The following is a 2,397-nucleotide window of genomic DNA, read 5'->3' as shown; positions in this document are numbered from 1 at the left end:
GATGCCGGTCACCCGCTGGGACAGCAGGGCCTCGGTACACTCTCGCGACGCGGCCAGGTGCAGGTAGGTGAAGAGCACCTGGCCGGCCCGCATCCGGTGGTACTCCTGTGCCACCGGCTCCTTGACCTTCAGGATCAGCTCGCCTTCGGCCCAGACATCGTCGGCTGTGTCCAGGATCTTCGCACCGGCAGCCAGGTACTCGTCGTCGCCGATCGACGATCCGGCGCCTGCGTGCTGCTCGACATAGACGTCGTGGCCACGAGCGGTCAGCTCGCGGACTCCCGCCGGGGTAGCGGCGACGCGGTACTCGTGGTTCTTGACCTCGCGGGGGATGCCGACCTTCACGGGAGCTCCTCGTGCTTTCGGGTGTCGATACCCATCGAACGCTTGCGCTGCCACCACGGCAACCGACATTGTGTCGGTGTTACATGGAGTTCACGACAGACTGTCAGGAGAACCGCGATGTTACCGACGGTGGAGGAGGTGCTCGAACTTCCTGCGGTCCGGCGAGGCAGGCCAGAAGTGGTGGCCGGTGCCAGTGGCTTGCATCGGCAGGTGCGCTGGAGCCACTCGGCCGAGGTCTCCGACATCGCCCGTCTCTTACGCGGCGGCGATCTCGTTCTCACCACCGGTATCGCACTGCCGGCGGACGACGCCGGCCTCGCCGCATACGTGGAGGATCTCGTCGTGGCCGGCGCCGCCGGCCTCATCGTGGAGCTGGGCCGTCGCTGGAGCACAGACCTTCCGGCCGCGATGGTGGCCGCCTGCGACGATTCGGATCTCCCGCTGGTCGCCTGGCGACGGGAGGTGCGCTTCGCCAGGGCGACCGAGGCGATCGGCGAGCTGGTGGTCGATGCTCAGCTCAGCGAGTTGCGTGCCGCCGAGCAGATGCATCAGACGTTCACCGAGCTGAGCATCGCCGGCGCGGAGCCCACGCAGATTCTGGCCGAGGTCAGACGGATGGCCGGGTGTCCGGTGGTGCTGGAGTCGACCCGACACCAGATTCTCAGAGTCGACGCCGGCGGCGACGATCTCACCGAGCTGCTCTCTGATTGGGAACGGCGTTCCCGGTCCGTGGCTCCGGCAGGGCGGACCGCATACGACGACGCGATGGGATGGCTTGTCACCGTGGTCGGAGCCCGCGGCGACGACTGGGGACGGCTCATCATCGTCTGTCCGGATGCGCCGCCGCAGCGTCTCATCGTTCTCGCGGAGCGAGGCGCCTCGGCGCTCGCGCTGCAGAGGCTGGCGGCACGCGACCGGGAGAGCCTGGAGCGGCAGACGCACCGGACGTTGCTCGCCGCGTTGACTGCTGACCGGCCGTGGGACGACGGCGTGGTCGCGCGCGCCACCGCTGCCGGTGTGCCGCTGTCCGATCGGTGGCTCGTCGGCCTCGTCGTGCTCCCGACCGACGACGCCCCGTCGTCCGCTCCGATCCGTGCGGCCCAGGAACGACTCCGGGACCTCGCCGAGATAACCGCCGCCACTGCGCGCCTGTCGGGCCTTGCGATGCTGGTCAGCGTGGTGGACGACGAAGCGGTCCTCGGGCTCCTGTCGCTGAGGCCTGACAGCGACGACGTGTCGCTGGTCGACCGGCTAGCCGACCAGCTCCGGCGCGCTGCCGCATCCGCACCGCGGCCGCTGCCCGTCCTGGTCGCGGCCGGAACCACGGTTGCGTCGGTCCATGCCGCGCGGCGAACGCTCAACGAAGCCCGGCAGGTCGCCGCTGCGGCCGCCCGTACGTCCACGCGCACGGACGTCGCCTGTCACCGGCTCGAGAACGTGCGCCTTCGCGGGCTGCTGCAGTTGCTGAACGACGACGAGCGGGTACTCGCCTTCGCCGAACGGGAGCTCAGGCCGCTGTTCACCCACGACGACGAGCGGGGAACGGAGCTGACCGCCGTGCTACGCGCCTACGTCGAACACGGCGGGCGGAAGAGCGCAGCTGCCGGGGCGATGCACCTGTCCCGGCCCGCGTTCTACGAGCGGTTGGCTCGCATCGAACGCGTTCTCGGAGTCGACCTGTCCGACGCCGAGTCGATCACCTCGTTGCACGTCGCCTTGCTGGCGCACACCGGCCGCCGCGCAACAGGACCGTAGACCTGGTCGTGCGATCCGGCAATGGGGGCGTGCACAATAAGATCATGACCGAGCGCAAGCCCGGGGGCATGAGCTTCGAGTCGTGGATCGACAAGCAGATCCGCGAGGCGGAGGAACGTGGCGAGTTCAAGGACCTGCCGGGTGCGGGTAAGCCGCTCACCAATCTCGGCCGAAGCAACGACGAGATGTGGTGGATCAGGCGGAAGATCGAGGATGAAGGGCTGTCCGCCGAGGACGCCCTCCCCACACCGTTGCGGTTGCGTAAAGAGATCAGCCGGCTGCCCGAGACGGTGCGTG

At 68.8% G+C, this 2,397-nt stretch carries 2 protein-coding genes and 1 pseudogene; 2 read left to right on the top strand and 1 reads right to left on the bottom strand.

The genetic code is table 11. The annotated features are described in order from the left end of the window. Nucleotides 1-345: pseudogene (locus tag ELR45_RS41405) on the bottom strand (alanine dehydrogenase); the annotation flags it as partial. Nucleotides 346-462: 117 nt separating this feature from the next. Between ELR45_RS41405 and ELR45_RS23545 the strand changes: the two are divergent. Together ELR45_RS23545 and ELR45_RS38865 are read left to right on the top strand one after the other, a co-directional pair. Then, nucleotides 463-2,100, top strand: coding sequence for a PucR family transcriptional regulator (locus tag ELR45_RS23545; RefSeq protein ID WP_129668525.1), 1,638 nt, complete (start codon nucleotides 463-465; stop codon nucleotides 2,098-2,100). Nucleotides 2,101-2,144: 44 nt separating this feature from the next. Beyond that, nucleotides 2,145-2,397: DnaJ family domain-containing protein (locus ELR45_RS38865; RefSeq protein ID WP_205857130.1), on the top strand; the 253-nt coding region annotated here is incomplete at its 3' end.

It is taken from the genome of Phytoactinopolyspora endophytica, assembly GCF_004138495.1.
Taxonomy (GTDB): domain Bacteria; phylum Actinomycetota; class Actinomycetes; order Jiangellales; family Jiangellaceae; genus Phytoactinopolyspora; species Phytoactinopolyspora endophytica.
Note: the sequence above shows the minus strand (reverse complement) of the source record. Positions and strands in the feature narration are given on the sequence as shown.